This is a genomic window from Pseudomonas sp. KD5 (assembly GCF_012932895.1).
Taxonomy (GTDB): domain Bacteria; phylum Pseudomonadota; class Gammaproteobacteria; order Pseudomonadales; family Pseudomonadaceae; genus Aquipseudomonas.
Genome location: NZ_JDWJ01000005.1, coordinates 104,064 through 128,226, shown reverse-complemented (window position 1 = coordinate 128,226; position 24,163 = coordinate 104,064). Strand labels below are relative to the sequence as shown.

The following is a 24,163-nucleotide window of genomic DNA, read 5'->3' as shown; positions in this document are numbered from 1 at the left end:
TCGGTCGGCTCAGAACAGTCGTTTTCTAACACCAGCTATTCCAGTCGACACCACCAAGATTGCGCGTAAGCGCAACCGTCAATGTATTCAATGCCACTTAAAACAAAACCCGTGTGAGCCATCCTTGCCAGTGTTGCGTCCAGCAGCTGCGGCAATGGATCCGGGTCAAGCGGCATTCTCACGTCCACGCGGGCAATGTTGGTGCTGCGGCCGAGATCAGCGCTGACCGCCGAGTTCACCAGGACATTGCGCCTTATCGCCATGGCCGTTGTGGGGCTTGTTAGCGGAGGATCCAATGCAGTGGATGAATGGTTTGGGGAAGGTCCATTCGTACCAGTTCTCAACTCTTACACGAACTCCCACGTAACGTCGGTTATACCTAACGCTGTCACCTGCGGATGCAACTGCTCTGCTCCGGTTACCGCCAAATCGATGGCAACGCCTTTCCGTTTTTCACAGTCTCTAAGAATATTAAACAGCGCAGCGTACTCATCTGCTCTCGCACCTATGGGAGTGGTTATGAATACCTCTCTCGGAAGACCGTGTTCCTTATAGCTAATTTTTAGCATCCAGCTCTCGTCCATCGCAGTGTCCCTTTGAATCGCTCTCCGATATCAGAAAAACATAGCAGCCCGATTCGAAAACTCTTCGATGGCAAAAAAAAAACGATGAAAAGCACTTATCCCCCTCCCGCCGACGGGCCTTGCGTCCTTTTTTTGTGCAAATCCGGATGTAGTGCAGACGAACCTGCAGCCCAGGCGGGCCGTGGGGCTCTTCAGGGGATCGGCCATTTCACAGAGTGCAAAGTTTTGAAGGGAAATGCAGAGCGGTTGCACAGCGGCACTCAGGGCGGTCGCGGACGGGGTGACGCTGGAACCCCCGGTTTCATTGGGTAGGAACTTTTAAAACATGGGTTTCGGAAGGCTTTCGAAAACGTGCGCGATCTTTTTTGAGCGGAGATCGATGGTGTGCGAAGAGAGGCTTAAATTCTCTGCAGGCCAAGACTGGCGGGGGCTGTAGCGCATTTTATGGATTTCACAGAACTGAACGCGATCGACGATTTGTTTTCCCTTTTTGCAACCGATCCAGGCTCCATGAAAAAACGTCGTTTTATTGAGATTGATTCTTAAGTGGTGAGTGGTCGTTTCAAAACGAGCGATATCAGCTATATGGGGGTTCCAATGAGTCTGGAGGCCCCGGTTTTACTGGGCTTTCGGTATTACAAGGGAAGGTAATATGAAGCGATATGAAAAGTAATATTTCTGTCAAACCCCCGGATTCATTGGGTTTTAAGGAATAGAAATATAGCTTTTAAGAAAGGTAATAATATCGCCTTCCTATTGCTTAAATATCGCCTTTTCCAAAAAGCTCTGGATGCCTTGATCTACAAGGGCTGTGGCTATTTTTCTGGGGGGATATTACTAATATTACTGTTTTTTCGCGCCCCCACGAATTTTAGGATTGGCACCTATGTGGGGGTGGCATCAGGCTGTGCGGCTATTTGGTGAAGGGAATCGAACCCTCGTTGGGAAGCTAGTCTCCATACCTGCGACGGTTCCTACCGCCGAGGTAAACACCAGAAAGTGATCCGCAAACAAAAAGGAGTGTCGAGACAACAAATGCTGTGGCCCCATTGCCGAAAAATTCTATCAATCGACTGCCGTAGGTTACTGCTGCGGCTGCTAAGCAGATAACAGTTATAAGGCGTATGCCTGTATCGACTCTTACGCCGGGACGCGAAGGGCCTACGCTAAAGAAAAATGCGTACATCGATACGGACGCTAAGGCCAATACCGTGGACACCACAGCTCTAACAATGTTCGGGCTGGGTTGTGTCATGTCCTCGTAGGTTATTTCTTTCACTCCCGCGATCCTCGCCTTTACTACCAGATCCAAACCTCCCGAGCTTACGAGCGTGATTTTGATCTGATCTTTCGGATTCGAAAGGAAGGGCAGAATCTTCAATTTGCCGTCTTCAACAAGAGTTTTAACGGGTATGTCTGCAGGTTCTGATCCTGTGATCTGCGCTGTTATCAGCGTTGAATCATTGCGCGTGCTCAGCACCAGGGGGGACTCAAAGTCAGCGCTAGATATTGGCTTGGAACCGGTGTTAATTAAAATCAGAGAGGAGATGTAGGGGGAAGCTATTGCGCGTCCGTTTACGGTTATCTGCAGATCTTGGATTTTCGAATCGGCGGGTACTTGTAGCGCGGAAGATGAAATGAGGCGAGCCGTAAGGGAATGCCCGTTCAACTCTGATTGCGGAAAATATATAGATGCTGCTAGGGCGGCTAAAGCAATGACACTCGTCGTAAAAAACTTCCAATCCAGCCCCATCCATTTCATGTCTTTCTCCAGTTACTACGTCAGGCCGGAGACGTGAGTCGCTGGCTGAATTGGTGAGTACTCAGACGGGGGAGGCCTTACTGCCCGTTCGCGTCACGTTTGTTACGTGGCTTAATACCTGTAGACCAAAAAAAAGGCCCGCATTGCTGCGAGCCTTTGTTTTGTATGGTGCCGGTACCAGGAGTCGAACCTGGGACCTACTGATTACAAGTCAGAAGGCTTCAGCGCTACATCCGGAAGCCTCGGCATCGGACGAAATGCCTCGTACTGATATCGAGGTTCTACATCGATAGCTAAGTGGAACACGTCGGGCGAAACGGACCCCAAAACGGCCCCCAACTGATTGCAGGCATGTTCATGCACCGCTGGAGACCTTGAAAACATTGGAGCGGGTGAAGGGAATCGAACCCTCGTTATCAGCTTGGGAAGCTGGAGTAATGCCATTATACGACACCCGCTCAGAGCGGCTGACTTTGTACCAGATGTGAGCGCGGATTTGAAGTTTTTCTTTATGCGCGATGGCTTTAGCGTCGGGTGAAACACAAACAGGGACCGCTTGGCGGTCATTCGCGGGCAAGCCTCGCGCCTACGGGAGTGCGTTCAACACAGTAGGGCGGGGCTTGCTCGCGATGACTCTGTTTCAGATTGCCAATGCATGGTGGTCCTGGACGTAGTGGTAACGCGGCCGGCTTTCGTGTTGCGTCGGCTTCAGGAAGCCCAGCAATGCGTTACGGCTGTCTTGGCAGGCAGTTTTATGTTCCATGTCGAGGAAGTGGCCGGTGGCCTGAAGGGTGCTGAAGGTGCTGTGTTGTACATGGCCGGCGAACAGCCTGGCATCGGCGGGGGCGGTGTACTCGTCCCATTCGCCGTTCATGAACAGCACTGGCACATTGATTTTCTTTGCCGCGTTCAGGTAGCAGTTGCGGTCGCTGTTGAGCACGTCGCTGATGTGGAAGTGCATCTGCCCGTATTCGTGTTCGGCCAATGAGCTGACGTGACGGTGGTTGAAGCGCTTGAACAGCGAAGGCAGGTGTTTGCCGATGGTGCTGTTCACCAGGTGGCCGACGCGGTCACCGTCCCGGTTGCCGAGGTAATCGACACCGCGCTGAAGGTAGTCGAGCATGTGCTCGTTGACCACCGGCGAGAACGAACTGATCACAGCCTTTTCGATGCGCCGTGGCCGGTGGGCGAGGGCGACGAGCGTGGCGGCGCCACCAAAGGAAAACGACAGCACGTGTTCGGCGGCGAAGTGGTCGATCAGCTCCAGGAGGATCTGCCCTTCGATTTCCTTGGTCAGCATTTTCTCATGCAGGTTGTGAGCCTTGGACTTGCCCGCGTAGGGCTGGTCGTAGCACACCACATTGAACTGCGGATAAAGGTTTTTCACGGTTTGGGCAAACGACGCAGTCGTGGACATCGAGCCGTTGACCAGAATGATGGTCTTTTCTGCGGCGTCTGCGCGATAGAACTCCGTGTAAACCCGATACTGACCCTGTATATCCAGCACAGCGATTTCTGGCCTCATGACATAAGACTCCTGGCAAGCGGGTATGCGCGCAAATCAGATTGCACGAGCTTTGTGACAGGTAGGCATACGCCTGGAATTTTTGAAGGCCCATGTCGATCCATTGCACGCCGGTCGACGGGTATTGTTATAAGCGGGCAGTTTGCCGGGGGAAGGCGGAACCTGAGGGTTCTCTGCCGGCAAAAAGTTTCTTAGAGTAGTTTTGGTGACTCGCCGGTCACATTTCGCGCCGACGTCCTGATTCAAGCAGGGGTCACGTCATCGCGCAAGTATCTTTCGAAAAATGTTCGACAACTTCTGCTGAGCGGTCGTCGGCTTAGATCAATCGGATCTCTTCGACGCTCAGCGGCCGGTATTCGCCGGGCTTCAACGCGTCGTCGAGCAGCAGCGGCCCCATGCGCTCGCGGTGCAGGCGCAACACCTTGTTGTCGAAGTGGCCGAACATCCGTTTTACCTGATGATAACGGCCCTCGACGATGCTCAGGCGCGCCGATTTTGCCCCGAGCAAGACCAGCTCGGCAGGTTGGGTTGTGAGGTCTTCGAAGGCGAAGTACAGGCCTTTGGCGAATGTGATCGCGTAGTCGGCAGTGATCTCCTGCTCCGTCTCGACGTAGTACACCTTGGGCAGTTTGGTCTGCGGCTGGGTCAGGCGTCGCGACCAGGTGCCGTCGTTGGTGATCAGCATCAGGCCAGTGGTGTTGAAGTCCAGGCGACCGGCGATGTGCAGGTCATCCTTGTCCGCTTCATGGATCAGGTCGAGCACCGTCGGGTGTTGCGGGTCGCGGGTGGCGCTGACGCAGCCGGGCGGTTTGTGCAGCATGAAGTAGCGGGCCGGTTTACCGACCTGCAGCACTTCGTCGTCGACTTCCACGCGGCTGAACTCAAGCACCTCGGTGTGAGGATCGCTGACGATAGTTCCGTCGACCCTGACGCGCTTTTCCACCAGCAACAGGCGTACCTGCTTGCGGTTGAAGCGGGGCAGGTTGCTGAGGAAACGGTCAACGCGCATGGCCAGGGATCGGTGGGAAAAGGGCTGCGTATGTTACGTGATCGGCCAGGCGGCTGCTTGCAACTGCGCCTCGACCCGGGCGCAGGCCGGGCACAGGCAGGACTTGTCACGCAGCTCGGCCGGCAGCGTTTCGAACACCGCCGGGTCGATGCTGACGCCGTAGCACCAGCAGGCACGATCGACGGTTCGTGGGTCGGCCAGGCTGCAGTCGTTGGAAGCGCCGCAGGCCGGGCAGAGGTCTGGCTTATTCATGAAAGGGTCATTCGGTAATGGCCGGTTTGCTTGGCACGAGCTGCGCATGATCGTCCCGCAAGCCGCCATGTGCAAGCTAACGCTCGCACATTCCTGAAGGAGCCTTGCCGGTGATCAGGCGATCAACCCAGGCTTTTCAAATACGCCCGCCACCCGCCCAAATGACTGATTTCCACCGCCCCGTCCAACCTATACGGCTCACAGATAAACCCGCTCTCCCAACGCCCATCCGCCAGTTGCACCTTGCCCAATCCCAGTGGAGCGGGAATCCCGGTGAGGAACGACCCCAGCTCACTGCTCGGCAATTCCCATACTTCCACCGCAATCGCCACGCCGCCCTCTTTAACGCGGACCATGCCGGGGCGATACGGTGGGCCGCCGGCCAAGGCATACAGCTGATAATCGGGAGAACTCTGAGTTGTTTCTACCAGCCGCGCTCCACGCTGTTTGAGTTGCCAGTTCAGCGCCAGCCCCTCCAGGTGCGCGCCGCAGACCACCAGTCGTGCCCGGTCATTGCGCGCGATGGCGGCCGGTGCGGGTGACGCCAAGCCCTGCTGACGTTGCAGGGCATCCGCCACGCTCAACAGATACTGATCGGTAAACGCGCGACCAAACAAGGTCACGCCCCATGGCAAACCATTGCCCATCAATCCGCTGGGCACGGCGACGGCAGCGTAATCGAGCAGGTTCATGAAGTTGGTGTAGTAGCCCAGTTCCGAGTTGCGCAGTACCGGTTCGGCGGCAAGTTCCGCCAACGTCACCGGACGGCCAATGGTTGGCGTCAGCACGCAGTCGAGGCCCTCCAATACTCTGTCGCACAGCGCCTTCAAGACTTGCAGCCGGTAGTGGGCGCGGAAGGTTTGCACGCCGGTCACCGCCGGGGCCTTGGCCAGCACGGCACGAATCACTGGCAACACGGCTTGAGGATTTTGCTCCATCAATTTGCCGGCCACACTGTAACGCTCAGCCACCCATGGCCCTTCGTAGAGCAACCGCGCCGCTTCAAGGAAGGGCGACAAATCCAGTTCGACCGCTTCACCGCCCATGGTTTTGAGCTGGTCGATGGCGTCGCCAAACAACAACGGGCCTTCAGGGCAGCCGAAGAACGCCAGGTCCTGCGCACGGGGCACACCGAAACGAAACGCGCGCGGCGTGCCGAAGGCCGAGCCGTCATTCCACAGCGGATTGCTGCGGCTGTATTCATCCCGTGGGTCGAGATGAGCGGTCAGTGCCAACAACTGACTGGCTTCCCGAGCCGTGGCCGTAAAGGTCGTGACGCAATCGAGCGTGCGACAGGCCGGAACCACCCCGGCCGTGGAGATCAGCCCTTTGGTGGCTTTCAAACCGACCAGATTGTTCAGCGCCGCCGGTACGCGTCCGGAACCTGCGGTGTCGGTGCCCAGGGCGAAACTCGCCACGCCGAGCGCCACCGCCAGTGAAGACCCGGCACTGGAACCGCCTGACGGATACTCCGGCAACACGCTGTTCGGGCAAGCGCCATACGGCGAGCGGCTGCCGTTGAGGCCGGTGGCGAACTGGTCGAGATTGGTCTTGCCCAGCGGGATCGCGCCCAGCGCCAGCAGTTGCTCGACGATGGTTGCCGAACGCTCCGGCACGTAGGCAAACGCCGGGCACGCCGCGGTGGTCGGAATGCCCGCCAGATCGATATTGTCCTTGATCGCGAACGGCACGCCGTACAGCGGCAGGCTGCCTGGGTCACGACCATCGAGGGCGGCGAGGTACGGTTCCAGTTCCTCGGCGCTGAGTAAATGGATGAACAAGTGATAGTCCGGGTTCAGCGCCGCGGCTTTTTCCCGCAGGCTCGGCAGCAGTTGCCGAGGCGTGATGTGGCCGTCACGGTAAGCGTTGCGCAGGGCGTCGAGTTGCAGATTGATGTTCATGGTTCAGATCCTTGTTGAAATGGCTTCAGTCGAGTTCCAGCACCACGACGCGCTGTCCCGCGCGCACTGGCGAGCCCGGTTGCACACGAATCTCGCGCACCACACCGGCCATGGGCGCGAGCAGCGGGATTTCCATCTTCATCGACTCCAGAATCACTAGCACATCTCCGGCGACCACTTGGCTGCCGACCTCCACCTGAACCTGCCAGAGGTTGCCGGCGATGTGGCTGTCGATGCTCTGCTGACCGTCGGCCAACAGTGCCTCTTCGGTCACTTGCGGCGCCGGTTCTTCACTGTCGAAATGCGCCTGACCGCTGGCAATCCAGCGCTCGCGCTCGGCGTTGAACGCACCTTTTTGCTGATCCCGAAACGCCGCAATGCTGTTGGCTTCCTTCGCCAGAAACGCCTGGTAATCCGCCAGGTTCAACTGACTGTGCTCGATGTTCAGAGCGAAGCGCCCGAGCGGGAAATCCCGTCGAATGCGCAGCAGTTCGTCGGCGCTTACCGGGTAGAAGCGGATTTGATCGAAGAACCGTAGCAGCCACGGTTTGCCATCGAACGCGGCGACCTCGCGGTAGCGATTCCACATCTGCAAGGTCCGGCCGACGAATTGATAACCACCGGGGCCTTCCATGCCGTATACGCACATATAGGCGCCACCGATGCCCACCGAGTTTTCGGCGGTCCAGGTGCGGGCCGGGTTGTACTTGGTCGTCACCAGGCGATGCCGTGGGTCGAGCGGGGTGGCGACCGGAGCGCCGAGGTAGACATCGCCCAGCCCCATCACCAGATAGCGGGCGTCGAACACCGTGCGCTGCACTTCGTCGAGGTTCGGCAGGTCGTTGATGCGCCGGATGAACTCCAGATTGCTCGGGCACCATGGGGCGTCCTTGCGCACGGTGGTCATGTATTTCTCGATGGCCAACTGGCAAGCCGGGTCATCCCAGGACAGCGGCAGGTGCACGATGCGCGAGGGAACCTGCAAGTCTTTGGCGGCGCACACAGCGTCCCACTCACCGGCGACGATGCCCAGCAGATCGGCGAGCGGCAGTTGCTCCGGTTGGTAATGCACTTGCAGCGAACGGATGCCCGGCGTCAGGTCGATTACCCCGTGCAGGCGTTTGCCTTCCAATGCCTGCATCAGCGCGTGGGCGCGGAAGCGCAGGACCAGGTCCAGTTCCGGTGCGCCGATTTCCAGCAGCAAATGCGTGTCGCCCGAAAGGCGTGCAACCAGCCGCGTATCGTCCTGCCCGATATCCAGCACCACAGGCGACACAACCCCCTGTGGGAACACATTACCTGTGGCGAGGGGGCTTGCCCCCGTTGGGTCGCGAAGCGCCCCCAATACCTGCAATCGCGCAGCATCAGATGTATCGAGTTGACTGATTGGCGACTGCTTCGCAGTCGAACGGGGCGATGCGGCGTTCCGACAAGCCCCCTCGCCACAATGGTTCTGCATTGCCAGAGAGCGAGCGGTTTTCAGATCGATCGGCAAAAACTGCACCTTGTCTCCAGCCTTCAGTTGCCCGAGCTGCCAAAGATCCGCTTCGATCACCGTCACCGGGCAGACAAACCCACCGAGGCTCGGACCATCGGGACCGAGGATTACCGGCATATCACCGGTGAAATCCACCGCGCCAATGGCGTACGGATTGTCGTGAATATTCGAGGGATGCAACCCGGCTTCGCCACCGTCGGCCCGTACCCATTCCGGCTTCGGCCCGATCAGTCGCACACCGGTGCGGCTCGAGTTGAAATGCACTTCCCATTGAGTGGTGAAGAAGGTGCCGATGTAGTGTTCGGTGAAGTATTCCGGTGCGCCATGGGGGCCGTAGATCACCCTGATTTGCCGCACGGCCGGCAACTCGGTGACCTGTTCATCAGGCAATTGAACACCCGCGCTACGGTCGATCAAGGCTGGCACATGCAACACGTCCCCGGCACGCAACGCACGACCGCCATGGCCACCGAACTGACCGAGGGTGAAGGTACTTTTGCTGCCCAGGTAATCCGGCACTTGCAGGCCGCCGCGCAGGCACAGATAGCTGCGAGCGCCTGCACCGGCGATTGTGCCGAGATGCACTGTGGCCCCGGCCGGAATCAGCAGCGCGGTGTTCATCGGTGCCGCTTCACCGTTCAGCGTCAATGGAATCTGCGCACCGGTCACCGCCACAACCGCATCACAATTGAAGCGCAGCATCGGCCCGCTCATGGTGATTTCCAGGGCCGCTGCGCCTTCATCGTTACCCAGTAAAAGATTACCCAAACGCAATGCACGACTGTCCATCGGCCCCGACGGCGGCACACCCACCGCCCAGTAACCGAGACGCCCCGGATAGTCCTGAACGCTGGTCTGGGTGCCGGCGCTGATCACCTCGAAGGTGTTGGCCTGGTAGACCAGCGCTTCCAGACAACGGGTCCATGGCTGGCCGCTGGCAAAGGGCACATCGAGCAGAATCTGTCGCAGGTAATCGCGGTTGGTTTCCACACCGTACAGCAGGCTGTCGCCCAAGGTTTGGAGCAGATCAGCGCGGGCCTCTTCGCGAGTCGGCGCCCAGCGGATGACCTTGGCAATCATCGGGTCGAAGTACGGCGGGATCTCGCAACCGGCCTCGACCCACGTGTCGATGCGCAGGTGTTTGCCATCGGCGACGGGGAAACTTACCGCCGTCAGCAGGCCGGGGCTCGGTTGAAAATCGCGCCCCGGATCTTCGGCGTAGAGCCTTGCCTGGATCGCGTGGCCGTCGGCTTTCAAGCCTTGGCTCAATGCGTTCAATGGCGGTAAATCTCCGGCCGCCAGTCCCACCATCCAGCGCACCAGATCCACGCCCCACACTTGCTCGGTGACACCGTGCTCCACCTGCAAACGGGTGTTCACTTCAAGAAAATAGAAACGCTGGGCGTCACTGTCGAAGACAAACTCCACGGTGCCGGCGCTGCGGTAGTTCACTGCCTTGGCGAGTTTGATTGCAGCAAGGCAGAGCGCTTCGGCCATGCCGTCGGGCAGGTTGGGCGCCGGGGTTTCTTCAAGGACTTTCTGGTTGCGCCGCTGCACCGAACAGTCGCGCACGCCGAGGGCAATCACCTCGCCCTGGCCGTCGCCGAACACCTGCACTTCCAGATGTCGCGCGCGCTGGATGTACTTCTCGATGAACACGCCGGCGTCGCTGAAGTTGTTCTGCCCGAGGCGTTTGACCGCTTCGAAGGATTCGCCCAATTCGGCGGCGCTGCGGCACACGCGCATACCGATGCCGCCACCGCCGGCGGTGCTTTTGAGCATCACCGGGTAGCCGACCTGTTCGCCAGCGATCAATGCTGCGTCAAGGCTGTCGAGCAGTTCGGTGCCTTCGAGCATCGGCACGCCGTGTTGTTTGGCCAGAGCGCGGGCGGTGTGTTTGAGGCCAAACACGCGCAGTTGCTCAGGCGTGGGGCCGATGAAGGCGATATCGGCTGCTTCGCAGGCCTCGGCGAACGCGGCGTTTTCCGAGAGGAATCCGTAGCCGGGATGGATCGCCGTAGCGCCGGTGGATTTGGCGATGGCGAGGATTTTGTCCACGGCAAGGTAAGTGCCGGCCGCCGCGCCTTCGCCCAGGCTGTGAGCTTCATCGGCTTGCAGGATATGCCGGCTGGCGGCGTCGGCTTCGGAATAAACGGCGATGCCCTTGACCTGCAACTCTCGCAGGGTCCGCAGAATGCGGCAGGCAATGGCGCCACGGTTGGCGATGAGGACTTTTTCGAACATGGCATAACCCCTGGAGGCGATAGCGCATCAGCTTCGACCTGGGATGCGGGCCGTCCCGCAGTTTTTCGATGAGCGCCGGGGTCGTCCCCGACGGCAGAATCAATTCACTTCAAAACACCACCGCTCCTACATTGGTATTTGTGGTGTTTTTACTTTTTGAGGCACTGGCCGGAGCGGGCCTGACACAGGGCAAACAACCACCGCCGCAAACGCGCAAGTTTCAGTTCCATACCAAAAGCTCCGCAGGCGTGGGGTTGTAGGCGTTGCACGGGTTGTTCAGTTGCGGGCAGTTGGAGATCAGCACGATCACGTCCATCTCGGCGCGCAGGTCGACGTATTTGCCGGGCGCTGAAATCCCGTCTTCAAACGTCAGCCCGCCATCGGCCGTCACCGGCACATTCATGAAGAAATTGATGTTCGGCCCGATGTCGCCCTTGCCCAGGCGCCCGTCGTGGGCGCAGGCGCGCAGGTAGTTGTCGCGGCAGCTGTGCATGTAGCGTTTTTCCAGGGCGTAACGCACGGTGTTGCTCTCTTGCGCGCAGGCACCGCCGAGGGTGTCGTGACGCCCGCAGGTGTCTTCGACGATGGTCAGCATTGGCTTGCCGAGGTTGGAATAGAGCACGCTGCCGGTGCTCAGGTAGACGCTGTTCTGCCGACGCAACGTGCGTTGCACGTCATAGCGTTCCCTGGGATTGGCAAGGCTGTAGAACAGAGTGTCGACCGCCTGATTGCCTTCCAGGTCGAGAATACGCAGGGTCTGGCCGGCCTTGACCTCCATCAGCCAGGGTTCGCCGGCCGGGATGGTGGCGCGGTAGACCGCTGTTTCTGGTTGCTTGTGGGCGGTGGCGATAGCGAGTGACATGGCAGCGATCCTCAGGCGAACAGACGGTCGGTGTTGATGAAGCCGCGCTCGTTTTCCGGGCGCGAGGTGCGGCAGTGTTCGGCGACGCTGGCATCAGCGTTCATCCAGCTCAGCTTCAGCGGTTTCGGTGCATATTCCGGCGACGGATCCATCGGGTGTTGCAACGCGGTGAGTACCACCAGGGTGTCCATCGGCGCGTATAACTCGATGTAATCACCGGCCTTGGAATTGCCTTCGACGAAGTGGAAACGGCCAGCCTCATCGACGTTCACCCGGCTGAACAGGTTGAGCGTCATCAGCAGGTCGGACAGGCCCAGCCCCCACTTGCCCAGCTCCACCAACAAGTTGTCGGTGCCGTTGCGGAAGAAGCCGTTGCGCAGTTCCTGATAGCGACCCTGGCCATATTTTTGTGCGACTTCTTCAGCGCAGAGCACGCCGCCGAGGCTGTCGCTCCAGCCACAGGTGTCGGCAGTGATCGCCGCCAGCACGCGGCCCATGTCCGAGTACAGGCAATGGCCGGTGGTGAGCTTGGCGGTGTGTTGGCATTTGAGGCTGTCGGGCAGGTTCAGGCGTTCGGTTTTTTCGTTGGCGTTGAGCAGCGTCAGGCTGACGTTGGCACCGCCGCGCAGGTCGGTCAGGCGCAGTAATTGGCCGCGTTTCAGAACGAATGAACGATGGCCGCCGCCGGGGAGCATTTCTTCGGCGAACGGCGGGAACAGTTGGGTCGAATCAGTCATGTGCAGATTCCTCTAAGCGATACGAAGCGTGCCTGCCAACTGAGCTGGCAGGGCGTCGACGGCGGCGCGGTTGGCGCGGCGGTCGCTGTTCAAAGGGATGTCGTAGGTGATGCGTGCGCCATAGGCGCCGGGGGCGTGCGGGTCGACGCGGACCTTGTCGAATACCAGCAAACGGGTGCCGAGACTGAAACCTTCGGACAGGTCGTGGGTGACCATGAACACCGTCAGTTGCGTCTCGCGCCACAGCTCCAGCAGCAGGCTGTGCATGTCTTTGCGGATGCCCGGATCGAGGGCGCCGAACGGTTCGTCGAGGAGCAAGACCCGCGGCTTCATGATCAATGCCTGGGCAATCGCCAGCCGTTGCTGCATGCCACCGGAGAGTTGCGCCGGATACTTGTCCAGCGAATGGCCGAGGCCGACTTTGTGCAGCAACACCGAGGCATGATCGCGTGCCTCTTTTTTAGTGCTGCCGAACAACCGCCCCAGTAATGGCGAGCGCGGCAGTTCGAGGCCGAGGGCGACGTTGTCCAGCACGGTCAGGTGCGGGAACACCGAGTAGCGCTGGAACACCACGCCACGGCTCGAATCCGGTTCGCCAGCCAATGCCTGACCGTCCAACAGAATCTCGCCGCGACTGGCGCGTTCCTGGCCGAGCAATAGCCGCAGGAAGGTCGATTTGCCGCAACCCGACGCGCCGACCAAGGTGCAGAACTCACCTTCGTTGACGCTCAGGTTCAGCCCTTCAAGCACCACCTGATCGGCGTATTGCTGCCAGACGTTTTTCACTGTGATGAAGCTCATGCCCGCGCCCCTTCATAACTCATTTGGAGGCACCTTGGTGCCAGGGAAAGGCCCGTTGGGTCAGGCGCTTGAGGCCCCAGTCCATCAGCCAGGCGAGCAGGGTGATCCACACCACGTAGGGCAAAATCACGTCCATCGCCAGGTAGCGGCGCACCAGGAAGATCCGGTAACCCAAACCGTCCGTGGAGGCGATGGCTTCGGCGGCGATCAAAAACAACCACGCCGAGCCGAGCATCAGTCGCAACGAGATCAGCAGGCGCGGCAGCAATTGCGGCAGCACCACACGCAGCATCAGAGTCCAGGTGGAAGCACCGAGGGTCTGCGCCTTGATCAGCAATTCCACAGGAATTTCCCGGGCGCGCTGTTCCAGGTCACGGGCCAGGCATGGGGTGATGCCGATCACGATCAGCATCACTTTCGACAACTCCCCCAACCCGAACACGATGAACAGAATTGGCAGGATCGCCAACGGCGGCACCATCGACAGCACCGTCAGCACGGGCGACAACGGCGCACCAAACAGCGGCAGCGTACCGGCGGCGATGCCCAGGCACAGCCCGGCCAGCGCACTGATGCCGAGGCCGATGGCCAACCGCCGCAGACTGGAGGCGGTGTCTTGCCAGAGCAGGTATTCACCGGTGCGGGTGTCGGCGGTGAAGGCCAGGCGTTTCACCGCGTCGGTCATCTGCACGGCACTGGGCAGCAGTTTGTCGTTGGGGTTGTCCATCAGCCGTTCGGCCGAGCCCATGAAGTAGGCGAACAGCACCAGGGCGAACGGCAGGATCACCAACAGCAGGCGACTCGGGCGATCCGGGTGGCGATTGATCAGGCGCATGGCCAGCTCCTCCTGTCTTAGAGCTTGGCGTCGGCGGCCATCTGCACGTAAGTCGGGTCGAAGCGCAGCTTGAGGTTGCCTTTATCGCCGCTGGTCACGCCATTGGCGAAGGCCATGCCGATGGCGCTGGTGTCTTTGGCGCCTTCACCCAGCAAGCCGTGTTGGAACGAGAACTCGGCGACCTTGCGCATGGTGTCGGGCAGTTGCTTGCTGGTGGAGAACGCCAGGGCTTCTTTGGGCGTGGCGAACAGTTTGGTGGTGTCGAGTTGCGCCTGGAAACCGGCCAGGTCGGTACCCGAAGCTTTGGCCATATGTTCGAGGGCGGCCTGGCTGGTGGCGTTTTTCGCGTTCATCAACGCGACCACTTCGAACCAGGCACCGGTCAGGGCTTTGCCCAGAGCCGGGTTGTCTTTGAGGGTGGCGCTGTTGACCACCATCATGTCCATGATTTCGCCGGGGATCTGGCTGGAATTGAACACTTCGGTCACCGCAGGCTTGGCCTTGATGTCCGAGAGCATCGGGTTCCAGGTGGTGACGGCGTTGACCTGTTCAGTGTTGAACGCGGCGGAGATGTCGGCGTCGGAGGTGTTGACCACTTTCAGGTCCTTCTCGGTGAGGTCTACCGAATCCAGAGCACGGGCCAATAGATAGTGGGACACGGACAGCTCCACCAGATTGACGTCCATGCCTTTGAGGTCAGCGACTTTCTTGCCTTCACCTTTAAGCACAATGCCGTCGTTGCCGTTGGAGAAGTCGCTGACGATCAGCGCCGTGCTGTCGACGCCACCGGCCGCCGGAATGGTCAGCGCGTCCATGTTGGTCATGGTGCAGCCGTCGAACTGGCCGGCGGTGTATTGGTTGATGGATTCGACGTAGTCGTTGAGCTGCACCACATCAATCTTGATGCCGTACTTTTTCGCCCATTTGTCGACGATGCCCTGGCTGCCGGCATATTCCCAGGGCATCCAGCCGGCGTAGATAGTCCAGCAGACGCTGAAATGGTCTTTCTGCGCGGCCTGGGACGAGACACTCACGAGGGCTGCAAAAGCAGCGGCGAGCAGGGTGGGTAAACGAAGTCGAGACATGGGATGGTTCTCCAGTTGATCAAGGGCGGACAGGAAGGCAGCGGCACCGCGAACGGTGGCTTGTCTCCCGGGCTTTTGTCCCGCCGTGTAACCTCAACTGGAGGTCGCCAACTCTCGGACCAGTCACTCGCGATTGCGAGCCGGAACCCTAGTCAGCCATTGCAAATTGTGGTGCCGCGAACCTGTGATGACTCCTGCACGTCTTTGGTTAAGCGAGAGCCGTGCCAAGTTGACTTGAGCGCTCTGGCTGGGGGCATGGAAGGGCGGAGGAGATCAATGGGGCAGGGCGCTTTGCCTTGTCATGGTGCGCTGCGCATGGGCATGCACCGTAGAAGGACGGCTAGCCGCTGATCTGAAGGTCGATGCGATCAGGCACTCGGAGCCTGTTTTAAAGTCAAAACAGGTGTGACTCGACTGCCGTTGCAGGTCTTTCAGGAGGCCTCCATGTTCTGTCAGAAAAAGCTCCGCCAAATATTGCTCAGTGTGTTTTTGGGTTTGGGTCTATCCGGGTGCTACTACTACGTAGGTCCTGCCGATGTTTATCCGGCACCTTATTACTACCCCGGCTATTACTCACCTTACTATTACGGCGGCTATTACGGCCCGCGTGTTTACGGTGGCTATCGCTATTATTACTACGGTGGACACGGACCCCGTTATTACCGCGGTGGATACGGTCGCGGGCACCACTAATCAACTCATGAATACAACGGCGCCTCCGGCTTACGCAGGCGCCGTTTTCTTTTGGGCAGGATGAAAAACCTTTCATCGGCTACTTGTTTCGGCGTGTTACAGAAACGCACCAGATCCCGATTTCACTGTCTGATCTTTCGACAGTCGCCGAACAATTGACTGTCGCCTGCCAGCGTCGCTGGTGTGGCTCACTCGCGGTCCAGGAGGCCGCCATGCTCTGTCGAAAACAGCTCCACCAAATTCTGCTGATCGTTCTATCGGGATTGCTTCTTGGTGCGTGCGTGCCCTATTCCGATGGCGACAGCTACTACCGCTCGGATGTCTACACGTCCCCAGCGCCGTATTACTCCGGTGGCGGGTCTTACTACTCCGATGGTGGTTACTACACAGCTCCGCGCAGGTATTACTCACCGCCTGCACGGTATTACCAGCCATCGCCACGTTATTACTACCAGCCGCGGGTTTATCAACCGGCGCCGCGCTATTACGACTACCGCGGTAATCAGAATCGCGGATGGGACCGTCATGACCGCGGTGGTTGGGATGGTCGTCGCGACGGTTGGGGCGGCCATAGTCGCGGTAACTGGAACGATGATTCTCGTGGCCACAGTGGGCGGGATCACCGTGGCGGAAGAGGCGATCATGGCGATAACGATGGCCGAGGCGGCCGTCGCTAATTCCTCAATAAAAAGCGGCGCATGAAGCGCCGCTTTTTTTGTGCCCGGATTTCAGTATTCCGACAGATCGGCCAGAGGGTGCCGACCTTCCCAAACCTTGTGAAAATGCGCTTCCACCGCCGCCTCCGGCACCGTGTTGATATCCGGCCAGTGCCAGTGAGGTTTCTGGTCTTTGTCGATCAACCGCGCACGCACGCCCTCGCTGAATTCCGGATGACGGCAGCAATTGAGGCTCATGGTGTATTCCATCTGAAAGACTTGAGCCAGCGACAGGTGCCGGGCGCGGGCGATCTGTTCCCACACCAGATGAGCGGTCAGGGGCGAGCCTTCAATCATGGTGCAGGCCGCACGACTGAGCAGCGGGTCTTTATGAACGCGTAGCGCACTGATGGCCTTCCAGGCACAACGAACGTCGCTGACATCCAGCAACTCGTCGATCTGCTGGCGTCGCGGCAGCCACTGCGCTTCGGGCATTTTTACGAGCGCTTCTTGTTGCAAGGCCTTGAGCAGGCTGTTGAGTTGCATGGCGGTCTGTTCCTGCCAGTTCAATTGCAGCAAACCTTCGATCAGGTCTTGCTGTTGTTGATCGAGCAAAAAGCGATCCGCGAGGTCCAGATCGATTGCATCGCGACCGTTCATCCGGGCGCCGGTCAGGCCGAGAAACAACCCGAGCTTGCCGGGCAACCGCGACAGAAACCAGCTGGCGCCGACGTCCGGGTACAAACCGATACTGATCTCCGGCATCGCCAATCGGCTGCTCGGCGTGACAACCCGAATGCCCGCCCCTTGCAGCAGCCCCATGCCGCCACCCAACACGTAACCATGACCCCAGCAGATCAACGGTTTCGGGTAGGTGTGCAACTTGAAGTCGAGGCGATATTCTGCCGCGAAGAAGTGCGCAGCCAGCGGCGGTACTTCCCCGGGATGGGCGCGACACGCTTCCACCAGACTGCGCACTTCACCGCCGGCGCAAAAGGCCTTGTCGCCATTGCCGCGCAGCAGTACACAAACGATCTGTGGTTCCTTGGCCCAGGCGTCCAGTTGATCGCGCAAGGCGTTGATCATCGGCAAGGAGAGGGCGTTGAGGGACTTTTCGGCATCCAGGCTGGCGATGCCGATGCGTGCGCCGTCGGTGCCGGTGAGTTCTTCGAAGTGCAGATTCATCATGACCTCGATCGGGAATTTGAGCGTTCAGTATGATCGCTCTATAGGAAAATGCCGGATCTGCGTCAGATCAATTGACAAGCGTGATGGGCTTTCCTAGGGTTCGCCCCATTGTTTTTGCCGGATGTAACCATGACTGCTGATGACCGTATCAAACTCGAACCGAGCTGGAAGGAGGCCCTCCGTGCCGAATTCGACCAGCCTTACATGGCAGAGTTGCGCACATTCCTGCAACAGGAGCGCGCGGCGGGCAAGGAGATCTATCCGCCGGGACCGTTGATTTTCAATGCGCTCAATTCCACGCCGCTGGACAAGGTCAAGGTGGTCATCCTCGGGCAGGATCCCTACCACGGCCCGGGTCAGGCCCATGGGCTGTGCTTCTCGGTGCAACCGGGTGTACCGGCGCCGCCGTCGCTGGTGAACATCTATAAAGAGTTGAAACGCGACCTGAACATCGACATCCCCAACCATGGCTACCTGCAGAGTTGGGCGGAGCAGGGCGTGTTGATGCTCAATACCACCATGACCGTGGAGCGGGCGAATGCCAACGCCCACGCGGGCAAGGGGTGGCAGCACTTTACCGACCGGATTATCGAAGTGGTCAGTGAGCACCAGCCGCATCTGGTGTTCCTGCTGTGGGGCGCGCATGCCCAGAGCAAGCAGAAACTCATCGACGCCACCAAGCATTTGGTATTGACGTCGGTTCACCCGTCGCCGCTGTCGGCTTATCGCGGCTTCCTCGGGTGCGGGCATTTCAGTCGGGCGAACAAGTTTCTGGAACAGAATGGCGAGACGCCGATCGAGTGGCGGTTGCCGCCGGTGTGAAGATTGTGGCGAGGGGGCTTGCCCCCGTTGGGTCGCGCAGCGGCCCCAAAACCAACCACACCGAAGTCCTCAGATTTTACGACTGCTTCGCAGCCGAACGGGGCGATGCGGCGTTCCGACAGGCCCCCTCGCCACAGGACTCATATCAGGGAGAATCCGGCTCCCGGTTCCAATACCTGAACAACGGCTCCGCCAAAAACAACACGAATAACAGCCGCATCACCTGCATCGCCGTCACCAGCGGCACCGACAATTGCAGGGTCTCAGCCGTCAAACTCATCTCGGCGATCCCGCCGGGCATCATGCCCAGCGTCAGCGAACGCAGATCCAGATGGGTCAATACACTCAAACCCAGCGCCGCCAGTGTGGCGATCAACATGGTCAAGACCGTGCCGATCAGGGTCCGGCCCATGAAGGACGGCGCCCGTCGGAAGAACTGTCGATTGAAGTGGCAGCCCAACCCGCTGCCGATCAGCCACTGGCCGATCTGACTGCCGCCGTTGGGCAGGCCGATGTGCAGGTCCCAACCAATGCTCACTGTCGCACTTACCAGCAACGGCCCGAACAGCCAGGGGTTGGGTTGCCGCAGGCGCTCCCAAATCCAGGCGGCCAGGGCGCCCGCCGGGAACAGAAGGGCCAGCCACCACCAGTTGACGGTTGCAGCATGCAAGGCCGGCGCACCGTCGCCCAACAGATACTTGAACGCCGCCGGCACACACAACACCACCACCAGCACCCTCAAGCTTTGCCCCGCCGCGACGCGACTGAGCACCGCGCCGTTACGGGCGCCGAGGTTGACCATCTCCCCCGAGCCGCCAGGCATGCTGGAAAAGAACGCCGTGGCGCGATCTTCGCCGGTACGCCGCATCAACCAGACCCCGACCACCGCGGACAGGCTGGTGACCAACGCACCGAAGAAGATCAGACCGAAGTGGCTCAGCACCTGCTCCATCACCACCGGGGTGAAGTGCAGGCCGATGCCGATGCCGACAACCCACTGGCCGCACTTGCGCCCGCCAGGGATTTCCGCCAATTGCCAGGGTGTCAGGCAGCGCACGAGGATGATCGCCAGTAACGAGCCGACCATCCACGGTAGAGGCCAGCCGATCTGGCTGGCGAGGTAACCGCCCAGCAGACCGACCAGCGGTGTACCCCACCAGGCTTTGAAGGGTGTTCGATCAGACATCGGCGATAGCGCGCCGGGCGACCGAACGTTTGCGCCAGATGCGCAGCAGCGGCATCAGCAACATGATTGCAGTCAGCACCCAGCAACCGAACGTGATCGGGCTCGACCAGAGGATTTCCAGTGCACCGTTGGAAATAGACAGCGCGCGACGCAGGTTCTGTTCCATCAGACCACCGAGGATGAAGCCCAGCAGTACCGGCGACAACGGAAAGTCCAGCTTGCGCAAGATGTAGCCGAAGATGCCGATGCCGATCATCAGGAACAGGTCGAAGGTGGTGGCGTGTACGGCATAGACGCCGATCCCGGTGATGATCGCGATCACTGGCACCAGTGCCCAGTTCGGCACGGCGAGGATGCGGGTGAAGATGCGGATCATCGGGATGTTGAGGATCACCAGCATCACGTTGGCGACGAACAACGACGCGATCAGGCCCCAGACGATGTCTGGCTGCTGCTGGAACAACAGTGGACCCGGGGTGATGTTGTACAGCGACAATGCGCCGATCATCACCGCCGTGGTCCCCGAGCCCGGAACACCGAGGGTCAGCATCGGCACCAGGGCACCGCAGGCTGCGCCGCCGATGGCGGTTTCCGGAGCCGCGAGGCCACGCATGTCGCCTTGTCCGAAAGTGCCCTTGGCACCGGCGATACGTTTCTCGGTCATGTAGGCCACAGCGCTGGCCAGCGTAGCGCCGGCACCCGGCAATACGCCCATGATGAAGCCCAGCAAACCGCAACGGACGTTCACCACGAACACCGCCGAAGCTTCCTTGAAGTTGAACATCATGCGCCCGGTGGCTTTCACCGCTTCCTGGCCACGGTGGGTTTTTTCCAGCAGCAAGAGGATTTCGCTGATGGAGAACAGGCCCAATACCAGCACGACGAACTGAATGCCGTCGGTCAGATGAATGTTATCCCCGGTGAAACGGTATACGCCGCTGTTGGCATCGATGCCGACGCTCGACAGAAAAAGACCGATCAACGCTGCAATGAAGGTCTTCAGCGGTCGGTCGCCGGCCATGCCGCCGAGACAGACAATCGCAAACACCATCAGTACGAAATACTCCGCCGGTCCGAAGGCAATCGCCCATTTCGCCAGCAACGGGGCGAACAGCACCATGCCGCAAGTCGCGATGAAGGCACCGATGAACGAACTCCACGCCGACAGCGACAGCGCTACACCGGCCAGACCCTTGCGGGCCATCGGGTAACCGTCGAGGGTGGTCATGACGGTGGAGGCTTCGCCCGGAATGTTCAGCAGGATGGAGCTGATCCGGCCGCCGTATTCGCAACCCAGGTACACCGCCGCCAGCAGGATCAACGCCGACTCCGGTGGCAGGCCGAGGGCGAACGCGATCGGAATCAGCAACGCCACGCCGTTGATCGGACCCAGCCCCGGCAGCAGGCCGACGACGGTGCCGATCAGGGTGCCGCACAATGCGGTCACCAGGTTGTACGGGCTCAGCGCAACGCCGAAGCCCTGACCCAAATAGCCAAGAGTATCCATATCAGTTCTCCAGAACGTCGAGCACGCCCAACGGCAGTGGCACGTCCATCAACTTGTCGAACAGCAGATAAAGACCGATGGCCATCAGGCTGATGATCACCGCGCTGGGCAGCCAGCGGCCGCCATACAGGCGTGCCATCGGGACCCCGATCAGAATGCTGGCGACGATGAAGCCAAGAGGTTCGAAGGCCCCGGCGAACACCAGCAACAGCGCCACGCAGATGCCGATCTTGATCAGGGTTTCGCGGTCCAGTTTCGGGTCGTCATCGCTGTGCACGATCGGCGCCGGCCGAAATACCATGTACAGCAAGGCCAGGCCCATCAGGCCGAGCATCAGCAGGGGGAAGGCGCGAGGCCCGACTGGTTCGTAGGAAAAAGCCGCTTGATACGGCCACGCCATCAGCGCCAGGCCGACACAGGCCAGCAACAGCACCGAAGCAAAAATGCGTTGTATGAGCATGGGGAACTCCTGGGCCACGACCCCGAGAACCGGGGCCGCAGCCGCTAGACAGAGGCGATCACTGGATCAGGCCGAACTCTTTGGCCAGCACTTTGTAGTCCGCGACCTGCTTCTTCACGTAGGTGTCGAGCTCCGGGCCGGTCATGGCGAACGGGAACAGTTCACGCTGATCGCGCAGCTTGGCGAAGTCCTCGGAGGCCAGCAGTTTGTCGAAGGCGTTTTTCCACCAGGCGTAGTCTTCGTCGCTGACTTTTGGCCCGAGGTAGAAGCCGCGAACCACCGGCCAGACGATGTTGTAGCCTTGCTCTTTAGCGGTCGGAATGTCTTTCATTTCCGGCTCGTCCAGACGCTTCTCGGAGAACACCGCCAGCAGACGCATGTCACCGCTCAGGATGTGTGGCATGGAGTCGGAGATGTCGGTGCTGCCAACCTGGATGTGGCCGCCGAGCAGGGCGGTGGCGATTTCACCGCCGCCTTCGAGGGCGACGTAACGCAGGTCGCGCGGGTTGATGCCGGCGGCCTTGGCGATCAGGGCGGTTTGCATCCAGTCCTGGCTGCCGACGGTGCCGCCGGAACCGATCACTACGGAGCTCGGATCTTTCTTCAGGGCTTTGACCAGATCGTCCAAGGTCTTGTAAGGCGAATCGCTTTTCACCGCGATGGCGCCATAACTGGTGCCAACGGCCGCCAGCCAGCGCACGGCGCTTTCATCGAAACGCCCGAATTTGCCTTGCGCCAGGTTCAGCAGCGAGCCGCTGGACCAGGCCACCAGCGTACCGGCATCGGCCGGGCGCTGTGCGACCACCGCGTTGTACGCCACGGCGCCGACACCGCCGGGCATGTAGGTCACACGCATCGGTTTGGTCAGCAGTTTTTCGTTGACCAGCGCGCTTTGCGCCAGTTTGCAGGTGAGGTCGAAACCGCCGCCCGGCGAGGCCGGGGCGATGCATTCCGGGCGTTTGGGTTCGGCCAGCAATTGGCCGGCGAACAGCATGATGCCGGTGGCCAGAGCAACTTTACGCAGTGATAGGTTCATTCAAGTCTCCTTAAGTTTTTGTTATGGACGTACTGAATTACCAAAGGGCAACGCTATAGCTCACCAGCAGACGCACTTCATCGGCATCGCGAGCGGAGTAATTGGAACGGTAGGTGGCATTACGCAGGCGTACGGCAACGTCCTTCAGGGCGCCACTTTGTACGACGTATTTGATCTCGGTGTTGCGTTCCCACTCTTTGCCTTCGTCGCCGTTCTTGAGCTTGATATTGTCACCGCTCACGTAACGGCTCATGAAGCTCAGGCCGGGAATGCCGAGTTTGGCGAAGTCGTAGTCGTAACGTGCCTGCCAGGAGTGTTCTTCGGCGCCGGCAAAGTCGTTGATCTGCACGAAGTTGACCAGGTACGGATCGCTGCCATCGACGTAGGGGAAGGCACTGTCGCCAGACATGTGCTGATAGCCGGCGCTGAGTTTATGCCCGTTCAAGGCGTAGCTCACCAGCCCGTTCAGGGATTTGTTGTCGATTTTGCCGCCACGGGCCGCGCCCTCGTCGTCACTGATTGCAAATCGCAGATCGGTACCGAAAGTACCGGGGCCGAACGGTTGCGAAGCGACAACACCGAGGAAGTGCTGGTTGTAGACTTCATCGAGTTGAGCGAAGTGGTAGCTGCCAGTGATCTTGTCGGTGAACTTGTAGTCCACGCCGCCAAAGTCAAAATGCTTGCCGGCCACGGTGCCGGCGAAGCGGCTGTTCTTGTTGTTGAGGGCGATGTCTTCGAAGTCGGTGCTGTCGCGGTCCTTGGCTTTCTCCAGGCGGCCGCCGGTGAAGGTCAGGTTCTTGATCTCTTTGGAGGTCAGCATCCCGCCTTCAAAGGTCTGCGGCAGAATGCGGCCGTCGTTGGGCTTGAGAATCGGCAGTTCCGGAATCAGGCTGCCGATTTTCAGTTCCGTGGCGGAGATCTTCACTTTGCCGGTCAGGCCGAGCTTGGAATACTCGTCCGCCGCGCGCCCGTCGTCATGGGTTGGTAGCAGGCCGGTACCGGTGCGGTCCGGACTCGAATCGAGTTTTACCCCCAGCATGCCCAGTGCATCGACACCGAACCCCACGGTGCCGTCGGTGTAACCCGATTGCAGATTGAGCATGAACCCCTGGGCCCATTCGTCCCGCTTGGATTGCTGGGCGCTGGTGCCGTCGCGAAAGTCGCGGTTGAAATACATGTTGCGGGTTTCGAAGGTTGCCTTACTGTCTTCGAAGAAGGCAGCCTGGCTCAACGGCGAAAAGCCGGCGAGGGCGGCGGCGCTGACAAGGGCGGTCTGGCTGAGGCGGGAAAAACGAACAGGCGGGCGAGCCTGAAGCTGCATGGACAGCATGGTGACATACTCCGTTTATTGTTCTTATTTGGCGAAAACGCTTCGAGGCGTTTTTCGTACGCTATGTGCGGTAGCGACGGCAGTCGAAACTGTCCGTGGCTGGACTCTAACCGGCTTACCTTTCGCTAACCTTTCAGCTGACTTTCACGGTTTTCGGGCTTCACAGCGACGGATGCGGCTGTAAACTCCG

Annotated in this window: 22 protein-coding genes, 1 tRNA gene and 1 riboswitch; of the genes, 3 read left to right on the top strand and 20 right to left on the bottom strand. The window is 59.7% G+C overall.

Going from position 1 to position 24,163, the window contains the following annotated elements:
* Positions 1-35: 35 nt before the first annotated feature.
* From AF70_RS29825 to AF70_RS12645, 14 genes are all read right to left on the bottom strand, one after another.
* Positions 36-296, bottom strand: coding sequence for a hypothetical protein (locus tag AF70_RS29825; protein ID WP_081791032.1), 261 nt, complete (start codon positions 294-296; stop codon positions 36-38).
* Positions 297-347: 51 nt separating this feature from the next.
* Positions 348-584, bottom strand: a complete 237-nt coding sequence (locus AF70_RS12705) for a hypothetical protein (protein WP_028939327.1) — start codon at positions 582-584, stop codon at positions 348-350.
* A 949-nt stretch (positions 585-1,533) separates the two neighbouring features.
* Positions 1,534-2,346: a hypothetical protein gene (locus tag AF70_RS12700; protein ID WP_028939328.1), complete on the bottom strand. Its 813-nt coding sequence runs from the start codon at positions 2,344-2,346 to the stop codon at positions 1,534-1,536.
* Positions 2,347-2,730: 384 nt separating this feature from the next.
* A tRNA-Gly gene (locus AF70_RS12695) sits at positions 2,731-2,804 on the bottom strand.
* A gap of 182 nt (positions 2,805-2,986) precedes the next feature.
* Entirely contained in the window at positions 2,987-3,871 is an 885-nt protein-coding gene (locus tag AF70_RS12690) for an alpha/beta fold hydrolase (RefSeq protein ID WP_019647962.1), read from the bottom strand.
* Positions 3,872-4,187: 316 nt separating this feature from the next.
* A complete protein-coding gene (locus tag AF70_RS12685) occupies positions 4,188-4,880 on the bottom strand; it encodes a pseudouridine synthase (RefSeq protein WP_028939329.1) in 693 nt (230 codons plus the stop codon).
* A 33-nt stretch (positions 4,881-4,913) separates the two neighbouring features.
* Positions 4,914-5,132: a cysteine-rich CWC family protein gene (locus AF70_RS12680; protein WP_019580865.1), complete on the bottom strand. Its 219-nt coding sequence runs from the start codon at positions 5,130-5,132 to the stop codon at positions 4,914-4,916.
* Positions 5,133-5,254: 122 nt separating this feature from the next.
* Complete coding sequence (atzF, locus tag AF70_RS12675; protein WP_028939330.1) at positions 5,255-7,033, bottom strand: allophanate hydrolase; 1,779 nt, start codon at positions 7,031-7,033, stop codon at positions 5,255-5,257.
* 25 nt (positions 7,034-7,058) lie between these two features.
* The gene (gene uca / locus AF70_RS12670; protein ID WP_028939331.1) at positions 7,059-10,775 is read right to left on the bottom strand and encodes an urea carboxylase; all 3,717 of its coding nucleotides are present in this window, start codon (positions 10,773-10,775) and stop codon (positions 7,059-7,061) included.
* A gap of 220 nt (positions 10,776-10,995) precedes the next feature.
* Positions 10,996-11,637, bottom strand: coding sequence for an urea amidolyase associated protein UAAP2 (locus AF70_RS12665; RefSeq protein ID WP_019580862.1), 642 nt, complete (start codon positions 11,635-11,637; stop codon positions 10,996-10,998).
* 11 nt (positions 11,638-11,648) lie between these two features.
* The gene (locus AF70_RS12660) at positions 11,649-12,374 is read right to left on the bottom strand and encodes an urea amidolyase associated protein UAAP1 (RefSeq protein WP_019580861.1); all 726 of its coding nucleotides are present in this window, start codon (positions 12,372-12,374) and stop codon (positions 11,649-11,651) included.
* A 12-nt stretch (positions 12,375-12,386) separates the two neighbouring features.
* Complete coding sequence (locus AF70_RS12655; protein ID WP_018926801.1) at positions 12,387-13,175, bottom strand: ABC transporter ATP-binding protein; 789 nt, start codon at positions 13,173-13,175, stop codon at positions 12,387-12,389.
* A gap of 19 nt (positions 13,176-13,194) precedes the next feature.
* The gene (locus tag AF70_RS12650; protein ID WP_019580859.1) at positions 13,195-14,010 is read right to left on the bottom strand and encodes an ABC transporter permease; all 816 of its coding nucleotides are present in this window, start codon (positions 14,008-14,010) and stop codon (positions 13,195-13,197) included.
* Between the two features lie 17 nt (positions 14,011-14,027).
* A complete protein-coding gene (locus tag AF70_RS12645) occupies positions 14,028-15,095 on the bottom strand; it encodes a putative urea ABC transporter substrate-binding protein (protein WP_028939332.1) in 1,068 nt (355 codons plus the stop codon).
* 62 nt (positions 15,096-15,157) lie between these two features.
* A riboswitch (guanidine-I (ykkC/yxkD leader) is annotated at positions 15,158-15,258 on the bottom strand.
* Between the two features lie 281 nt (positions 15,259-15,539).
* Here AF70_RS12645 and AF70_RS12640 point away from each other — a divergent pair.
* Complete coding sequence (locus AF70_RS12640; RefSeq protein WP_081791033.1) at positions 15,540-15,788, top strand: hypothetical protein; 249 nt, start codon at positions 15,540-15,542, stop codon at positions 15,786-15,788.
* 212 nt (positions 15,789-16,000) lie between these two features.
* Complete coding sequence (locus tag AF70_RS12635) at positions 16,001-16,465, top strand: hypothetical protein (protein ID WP_081791034.1); 465 nt, start codon at positions 16,001-16,003, stop codon at positions 16,463-16,465.
* Positions 16,466-16,516: 51 nt separating this feature from the next.
* Here AF70_RS12635 and AF70_RS12630 read toward each other — a convergent pair whose 3' ends face one another.
* On the bottom strand, positions 16,517-17,629 hold the full coding sequence (locus tag AF70_RS12630; RefSeq protein WP_019580852.1) for an enoyl-CoA hydratase/isomerase family protein: 1,113 nt from the start codon (positions 17,627-17,629) through the stop codon (positions 16,517-16,519).
* Between the two features lie 132 nt (positions 17,630-17,761).
* Between AF70_RS12630 and ung the strand changes: the two genes are divergently transcribed.
* A complete protein-coding gene (ung, locus tag AF70_RS12625) occupies positions 17,762-18,454 on the top strand; it encodes a uracil-DNA glycosylase (protein ID WP_019580851.1) in 693 nt (230 codons plus the stop codon).
* A gap of 145 nt (positions 18,455-18,599) precedes the next feature.
* Here ung and AF70_RS12620 read toward each other — a convergent pair whose 3' ends face one another.
* Genes AF70_RS12620 through AF70_RS12600 form a run of 5 tightly spaced genes read right to left on the bottom strand, consistent with a single transcriptional unit; the run spans position 18,600 to position 23,973 of the window.
* Entirely contained in the window at positions 18,600-19,640 is a 1,041-nt protein-coding gene (locus AF70_RS12620; protein WP_028939335.1) for an AbrB family transcriptional regulator, read from the bottom strand.
* Positions 19,633-21,147 (bottom strand): tripartite tricarboxylate transporter permease, encoded by a 1,515-nt coding sequence (locus AF70_RS12615; RefSeq protein ID WP_019580849.1) that lies wholly within the window; start codon positions 21,145-21,147, stop codon positions 19,633-19,635. The genes AF70_RS12620 and AF70_RS12615 overlap by 8 nt, the downstream gene beginning before the upstream one ends.
* Before the next feature lies 1 nt (position 21,148).
* Complete coding sequence (locus tag AF70_RS12610; RefSeq protein ID WP_018926792.1) at positions 21,149-21,607, bottom strand: tripartite tricarboxylate transporter TctB family protein; 459 nt, start codon at positions 21,605-21,607, stop codon at positions 21,149-21,151.
* A gap of 58 nt (positions 21,608-21,665) precedes the next feature.
* The gene (locus tag AF70_RS12605; protein WP_018926791.1) at positions 21,666-22,643 is read right to left on the bottom strand and encodes a tripartite tricarboxylate transporter substrate binding protein; all 978 of its coding nucleotides are present in this window, start codon (positions 22,641-22,643) and stop codon (positions 21,666-21,668) included.
* A 37-nt stretch (positions 22,644-22,680) separates the two neighbouring features.
* Entirely contained in the window at positions 22,681-23,973 is a 1,293-nt protein-coding gene (locus AF70_RS12600; RefSeq protein ID WP_028939336.1) for an OprD family porin, read from the bottom strand.
* Positions 23,974-24,163 lie beyond the last annotated feature (190 nt).